We start from the raw sequence: 6,606 nt of genomic DNA, 5'->3' as shown, positions 1-6,606 counted from the left end.
GACTTGATCACAATGCCAACGACGGAGAGCAATGGCCGGTATCAACGGAATCCCTGGCCGCCATCAATCGGAATCGATGGCCGCCTTCGTTCGGAATCGGTGGCCCGCTTCGTCGGAATCCGCAGAGCGGGGTCCTGGGCGATGCTGTAGATCGCCGCCTCCCCCGCTTCGTCGGCCATGCCGGTGACGCGCTCAGCGACCGTCTCAAGCCTATCGCGCGTCACCGGGTCCATCTCATCGACCGCCTGAAGAATGGGGCGAACGACGTCGCCCGGCCCATCCCAATTGACCGGCGGCGTCAGCCGGATGTCCGCTTGGTCGAAGTAGGCGCGAAGGGAGGTTTTGGGGGTATTGCGGATGAAGCTGGTGACGGTGCCCATGGCCGGATCCCTCTCAGCCTTTGATGTTGCGGGGATCGCGGCCGTGGCTGTCGCTCTGACCGATGCGACCATCGCGATTGTGGATTTTGAGCTCAGTGCCGGCGTTGCGGCTGATCTGACGACCGCGGTCGACGGCATCCGCCTTGTGGTCGAAGTGACCAGCGGCGCGCTCGGCGCCGCCACGGCGGACATCCCAGCCGCCCTGGGAGCTTGGCACTACGTGATGAGTACCCGGAGGACGCTTTTCTTTCGTCATGCAGAATCTCCTACGTAGGGTAATAGCGCGAACAATTGTTCGTTATAGCGAACCTGAAAGTAGGGATTGCAGGTACTGCGTGTCAAGGCCTAGATGTAGTGCAACTACGAACCTGTGAATCAGGAGGATACCTTTGCCATCCCCCCTCGGAGATCGCGTACGTGAACTCAGACGAAAGAAAGGGCTGACACTGGAGGCGCTCGCCGAACGCGTCGGATCGAGCAAGAGCTACATGTGGGAGATCGAGAACAAGGACGTGGCGCGCCCGTCGGCAGAAAAACTCCACCAGATCGCCATCGCGCTCGACACCACGACTGACTACTTGATCACGGCCGCTGACGTCACCGAGGCGGACGCCCAGGACAAGGCCTTCTTCCGCCACTACCTTAAGATGGGCGACAAGGGGAAAGAGAAACTCCGGGAAATGCTGAAGATCCTCGACGACAAGGACCAATGAACGAACCAGTCCGCAAATCGCCTATTCGCGAGGCCAACCGCCTCACGGTTATGCTTCGCACTGTACTCGGCGAGGATCGCTTCCCCATCGACGTCGAGGCCCTTGCCCGCGAGGTGTCGCGCCAGAATGACGACCCCATCGCGACGATCGAGGCCGTCGACATCGACGGCTTCGAGGGCATGCTGCGCGCACATCCTCGCCGACCGCACTGGCAGTTGCTCTACAACGATCAGTCCCAGTACCCGGGACGCAAGCGCTTCACGATGGCGCACGAATTCGGCCACTACCAGCTACACCGCCAGCCATTGACGGCAGGGCACTACCGCGACGGTGAACTCGACAATCGCTTCAACTTTGAATGCCTTCCCCTCCAGTCCAACAAATGGAAAGACACCGAGGGCAAACGAGAAGAAGAAGCCGACACGTTCGCGTCCTACCTGCTCATGCCGATCGACGATTACCGCAAGCAGGTCGGCGATTTGGAGATGTCCCGCCCCCTGCTCGACCATGTGATCGACCGATACGATGTGTCGCTCATGGCAGCCGTGCGGAAGTGGATTGAGTTCACCGACAAGCGGGCGGCGATGGTCGTAGCTTCTGATGGCTTTGCCCTGTGGGGACGTGCCAGCGCGGCCGCGTACAAGTCTGGCATCTTTGTTCGCTCCGGCCTGGAGATCCCAACCAACTCAATTGCTGGAATGGGATCGACTGGCCAACACGCTCGATCTGATCAGCCTATCGCAATACCTTCGGGCGTGTGGAACTTCAGCCGAGGCTCAGAGCCAGTGCGAGAGTTGACCTTCTTTTCCAATAGGCTCGGCTTCTCGATTTCGGTCCTTCACTTCGACCCACTCGCCGCGCACCATACGGTCGACGACGAAGTCGAGTTGATGGACACGTACGATAAGTTCATCACGAACGGTCATTCGTGATGGTGCCGCCCATACCAGCGTCAAGTCATAAAAACAGCAGCATGCGCCGGGGATAGGGATAGACTGAGTTAGAGACGTCTGCGCGGCCAGCCTGCGTCTCGGCCTCCCGTGTCTGGGGCGGCCGCGACAGGCCGATGATCTCGGAATGTACCTAGTTGCGCACCAGGACAGCGTTGGTTACGCCCGCCAAGGCTACGTCGGCATCCGGAATGCCCTTCTCTAGGTTATCACTGAGCCTTCTTGGCTTCCTTCAGTTCGATCGTCACCTTGTCGATCTTGCCCGTGAACTTGAACGGAACCTTGTAGGCCTCGGTGACGGGCGTCCCCTCATCCGCGCCGACATCAGCGCCCTCATCCGCCGAATAAGCGCAGCATTGGGTCTTTTCAATTCGGCCTGTGGCGGCCTTCGTTCCATTCACGAAGATTGTAGCATCGCCGCCTTTGCCGACGCCGTTGCCGTCGTAGGCGAACTCGAATCGAATGGTCGACTTTCCAGCGGGGAGCGCCTGCTTGCCGACGATAGTGTACCGCTGCTGGCCAAGCCAGTTATAGGTATACGTTGGCTTGCCATCCTTCACATAGAGGCTCCATCCGCCGAAGCGGCCAGCCTGGGCGAGGATGACGCCGTTGGCGCCGTTCTTCGGGATCTCCACGTCGGCAGTAATCGAATGTGACTGATTCTTTAGATTGATGAAGACGTTCTCCGACATCCCGGTCATTCCCTGGTGAACCGTCAGCGATGTACGCCCGGCCATCAGATCGGGCCGACCGGCCAAACCCGCGGTCAGGCGTTCCAGGGTTCGGTCATCGATAGGCAGCACCGAATATCTGACCGCTTCCTTCAGAAAGAGTTCCTGTAGTTCCTTCAGCTTCTCGGGATTCATGGCAGCAAGGTCGTTTGCCAGGCTGAAGTCCGACCGCGTGTCATACAGTTCCCACTTGTCGTTCTCGAGGGTCGTCCGGGGCTTTGCTTCCCAGGGAGCTCGGTGGACCGTGCCGGCCAGCCAGCCATCATGATAAATGGCGCGATTTCCCAAGATCTCAAAATACTGAGTGATGCGGCGGCCCGCAGCCTTTGGATCAGTAAAGGTGTAGCCCATGCTCACGCCCTCGATGGGGGTCTGGGGCGTGCCGTTCACAATTCTAGGCTCGGGCAGGCTGGCAGCGTCCAGGATCGTCGGCGCGATGTCGATGACATGGTGCCACTGCGAGCGCACTTCGCCTTTTGCAGCGATCCCTTTGGGCCAGTGCACCACCATTCCGTTCCGGGTGCCGCCATAACTGGACGCTACCTGCTTGGTCCAGGTGAAGGGCGTGCTGCCGGCGACCGCCCAACCAGCGGCATAGTGGCCATAAGTCTTGGGTCCGCCGAGTTCGTCATAGTGCTTGAGAACGTCCTGGACGCTTTCTGTCACGCCGTTGAAGTAGGTGTACTCGTTGAACAGTCCGGTCATGCCGCCTTCGGCGCTCGCGCCGTTGTCGCCGACGACATAGAAAATCAGTGTGTTGTCGAGCTGGCCTGTCGCTTTGATCGCGTCGATTAAGCGGCCGATCTCGGTGTCGGCATACTCGCCGAAGGCCGCAAACACTTCCATCTGACGGGCGAACAACTTCTTCTCGTCGGCCGAGAGGGTGGACCAATCCTTGATGGCTTCAGGCTTGGGGGCGAGCTTCGTGTCTGCGGGCACGACCCCGAGTTTCTTCTGCCGAACAAGCGTCTCCTCACGCAGCTTGTCCCAGCCCTGGTCAAACTTGCCCTTGTACTTGGCGATCCACTCTTTTGGAACCTGATGAGGTGCATGGGTGGCGCCCGGCGCGAAGTAGATGAAGAACGGCTTGTCCGGCGTCAGCGACTTCTGGAACTGCATCCAGCCGATCGCCTGGTCGGTCATATCGGTCATCAAGTGATAGTTGGGATCCTTCGATGGCTCGACTTTAGTCATGCCGTCGTAAAGCAGCGGCGCCCATTGGTTAGTCTCTCCGCCCATGAAGCCATAGAACTTGTCGAAGCCAGAGCGAGTCGGCCAGCGGTCGGTCGGCCCGGAGGGGCTCACTTCCCAAGCTGCGGTCTCGTGCGATTTTCCGAAGGCCGCCGTACTGTAGCCGTTCAGCCGCAACATCTCAGCCACCGGCGCCACGTTGTTGGGGCGCTGGCCGGTCTGGCCGGGGAAAGCGGTGGCCATCTCCGTAATCGACCCCATGTTGTTCGTGTGATGATTGCGGCCGCTGAGCAGCGCGGCGCGGGTCGGCGAGCAAAGCGCCGTAGTGTGGAACTGATTGTAGCGCAAACCATCATTGGCCAGGCGCTCTACCGTCGGCATGAGGATTGGTCCACCGAACGCGCTCGACTGGCCGAAGCCCATGTCGTCAATCAGTACGATGAGCACATTAGGCGCACTGGGTGGCGCCTTGACCTCGAAGCGAGGCGGCGGTGTCGCATTCCTGACATCGAACACCGTGCTATGCGGATACTGTGGCTCCGGGATCGGCAGCACCGTGCGGTCGGCTGGAAGCATGGCATTCGCCGGGGCAGTGACCTGAGCGACGGCTGGCACTGCTGACAGCGGCGAAAGCGCGGTCGAAACCAAGAGGCCGAGGGCGAAGGCAATCGATTTCTGCTTCATGATTATTCTCTCTTCTTTGCAGCGAAAGCTTGGACTTGTCCGTCGTCAGAACAGTTAGGACGGTTTGAAGCTGCTGTTAGTGGAGGCTTCGGCACATATGGGGCGCAGCTCCGCGTGGTGGCGGAAGTCGCCTTGCCCATTATGATACCCCGCAATATCGTGCATCGTGGATCTTGTCTTCGGACAACCAGCAAAGACCGTTAAGAGTCCTATTGTGTGGTTTCGACCACAGCCACCGGCACGCCTGCAAAGGCTCTGTCAGTGATGGGCGGGCGGCGCGCCCGTTATCGTGAAGCTGACCCAGACGTTGAAGCCAGACGGCCGATTCACGGCGGCGAACTCCTTGTAGCCCCTGAGATTGAGATAGCCTTGCTTGCCTGCCACGGGGAACAGAAGTCCGAGTTGCGGACCGGCACCCACTACCTGCGATTGGAAGCAGCCTTGGGCCGGGGTGGCGCCGCTATCGCAGCCAATCTGCTTGTAAAGAGTCGCGACGGGACCGACGAACAGGTGCTCGTTGAGGAATCGCGCGCCTGCCACATCGAGGTGCATGGAGGTGCCGTTCTGGTAGTCCGTCGCCGCGTTCCGGAAGTTGTAGGTGAACCCAAGCGTTGCCGAGAGCTCTAGTCGGGCGGCGGGATTGAGATAAGTGTATCCACCACCGCCGTCGATCGCACCGTGACCTATTCCAATGTTGGCTATGCCTGATGGGCTATAGTAGCCAACCGGTATATCGCCGGTCAGGTACGTCATGATGTTGTGGACACCGAAGTTCCAGCGCAGGGCGAGCTGCGGAAAGAGGTCGCCGAAGCCAAAGACGGATTGGTTGATGCTTCCCGTGTTGGCAAACGCCAGGCCTCCGAATGGCGTCGTTACCGATCGATTGACCTCGGCGCTCAGGCCCGTGTTCATGCTGCCGACGACGGTCATCACTCCGGCGGAAAACTGTCCGCCGAGCACCGGGGTTTCGAAGGTATAGGTCGGCGAGATCAGAAACATGTTCGCATCCGCGCTGAGGCTGCCGGAGAGGTTGATCGACGACGATACCGGGATGCGCCTGACGCGCTGATCGTAGCTCTGCGAAACCTGCCCGCCAGCCGATACCGAGGTGTGATAATACGTCGTGCTAAGAGCCCAGCCCGGTGCAAGAGGCGCCGCAGCGAAGCTGCTGAAGATGCCGGGCACCCAGAAGCTGATTCCGTTCTCGTCGGCGAGCGCATCGGGCGCCCACAGCCCACACGCCCCGATCATCGCGAGGAGCGCCGAAGTGCGAGGCCGGCGAGCTGTCTCCGGAAACTTCAGGCTCTTCGGTGATAAATGCATTTTCTGCCCTATTGCTCTTGGTAATACCGGCCGCTGAATGGCGACGTGGCAACCACCACGCTATTTCCTGGGCAATCGCACGCTAGCCAGGTCGGTGCCTACAACGACGGTACCGGTGTAGTCTCTCCTGTGCCACCTTGGTGTAGTCGTCCTCCGTCAAGGGACCGCTTGGCACCTTCACGGTGCCCTGCGTCGTGGCTCCCCGTGACCGGCTCCCCCCTGAAATTCTCACGTTGTAGGAGTTGGGTTTGGTCGGGGAGAACGGACATGAAGCGCAAGCGATTTAGCCAAAAGCAGATCATCGAGATCCTGAAGCCGCACAGCGCTGGGGCGAAGCCTGCGGATCTGTACCGCCAGCATGGGATCAGCGAGACGACGCTGTACATCTGGTGAAGCCGCTACGGTGGCAGCGCAAGGGGGCCAGGTCATCGCAGAAGTGGTCAGTGCTTCATGGATAGGGCGAGGCTGTTACTGGAGCATCTGCGCATATCTACGCGCCCTCTTGCTTCCACAGTGCTTCCACGGCGCGACTGCAAATACATACGCAAAACAAGAAACCCGCTAACTCATTGAGTTAGCGGGCTATTTTGGTTGCGGGGGCAGGATTTGAACCTACGACCTTCAGGTTATGAGC

At 59.8% G+C, this 6,606-nt stretch carries 7 protein-coding genes; 3 read left to right on the top strand and 4 right to left on the bottom strand.

Going from position 1 to position 6,606, the window contains the following annotated elements:
* Positions 1-41 precede the first annotated feature (41 nt).
* Positions 42-380, bottom strand: coding sequence for a hypothetical protein (locus Q7V45_RS26935; protein WP_304857684.1), 339 nt, complete (start codon positions 378-380; stop codon positions 42-44).
* A gap of 13 nt (positions 381-393) precedes the next feature.
* The gene (locus Q7V45_RS26930) at positions 394-636 is read right to left on the bottom strand and encodes a DUF2188 domain-containing protein (RefSeq protein WP_304857682.1); all 243 of its coding nucleotides are present in this window, start codon (positions 634-636) and stop codon (positions 394-396) included.
* 133 nt (positions 637-769) lie between these two features.
* Here Q7V45_RS26930 and Q7V45_RS26925 point away from each other — a divergent pair, with 133 nt between their 5' ends.
* Both Q7V45_RS26925 and Q7V45_RS26920 read left to right on the top strand, forming a co-directional pair.
* The gene (locus Q7V45_RS26925) at positions 770-1,093 is read left to right on the top strand and encodes a helix-turn-helix domain-containing protein (RefSeq protein WP_304857680.1); all 324 of its coding nucleotides are present in this window, start codon (positions 770-772) and stop codon (positions 1,091-1,093) included.
* Positions 1,090-2,025: an ImmA/IrrE family metallo-endopeptidase gene (locus tag Q7V45_RS26920; RefSeq protein WP_304857678.1), complete on the top strand. Its 936-nt coding sequence runs from the start codon at positions 1,090-1,092 to the stop codon at positions 2,023-2,025. Before Q7V45_RS26925 ends, Q7V45_RS26920 begins: the two co-directional genes overlap by 4 nt.
* A gap of 227 nt (positions 2,026-2,252) precedes the next feature.
* Here Q7V45_RS26920 and Q7V45_RS26915 read toward each other — a convergent pair whose 3' ends face one another.
* Together Q7V45_RS26915 and Q7V45_RS26910 are read right to left on the bottom strand one after the other, a co-directional pair.
* Positions 2,253-4,649 (bottom strand): arylsulfatase, encoded by a 2,397-nt coding sequence (locus tag Q7V45_RS26915; RefSeq protein WP_304857676.1) that lies wholly within the window; start codon positions 4,647-4,649, stop codon positions 2,253-2,255.
* Between the two features lie 258 nt (positions 4,650-4,907).
* Positions 4,908-5,972 (bottom strand): transporter, encoded by a 1,065-nt coding sequence (locus Q7V45_RS26910; protein WP_304857674.1) that lies wholly within the window; start codon positions 5,970-5,972, stop codon positions 4,908-4,910.
* 267 nt (positions 5,973-6,239) lie between these two features.
* On the opposite strand from Q7V45_RS26910, the gene Q7V45_RS26905 reads away from it, so the two are divergent.
* A complete protein-coding gene (locus Q7V45_RS26905) occupies positions 6,240-6,365 on the top strand; it encodes a transposase (protein ID WP_370692672.1) in 126 nt (41 codons plus the stop codon).
* Positions 6,366-6,606: the final 241 nt, after the last annotated feature.

The organism is Reyranella sp., from assembly GCF_030651995.1.
GTDB lineage: Bacteria > Pseudomonadota > Alphaproteobacteria > Reyranellales > Reyranellaceae > Reyranella.
This window is presented reverse-complemented; position numbering and strand designations above follow the sequence as displayed.

What these genes read in the sequence shown, in the direction of transcription:
- Q7V45_RS26920 (WP_304857678.1), top strand. Translation starts at nt 1,090, where the DNA reads ATGAACGAACCAGTCCGCAAATCGCCTATTCGCGAGGCCAACCGCCTC.
- Q7V45_RS26930 (WP_304857682.1), bottom strand. Translation starts at nt 636, where the DNA reads ATGACGAAAGAAAAGCGTCCTCCGGGTACTCATCACGTAGTGCCAAGC.
- Q7V45_RS26935 (WP_304857684.1), bottom strand. Translation starts at nt 380, where the DNA reads ATGGGCACCGTCACCAGCTTCATCCGCAATACCCCCAAAACCTCCCTT.
- Q7V45_RS26910 (WP_304857674.1), bottom strand. Translation starts at nt 5,972, where the DNA reads ATGCATTTATCACCGAAGAGCCTGAAGTTTCCGGAGACAGCTCGCCGG.
- Q7V45_RS26905 (WP_370692672.1), top strand. Translation starts at nt 6,240, where the DNA reads ATGAAGCGCAAGCGATTTAGCCAAAAGCAGATCATCGAGATCCTGAAG.
- Q7V45_RS26915 (WP_304857676.1), bottom strand. Translation starts at nt 4,649, where the DNA reads ATGAAGCAGAAATCGATTGCCTTCGCCCTCGGCCTCTTGGTTTCGACC.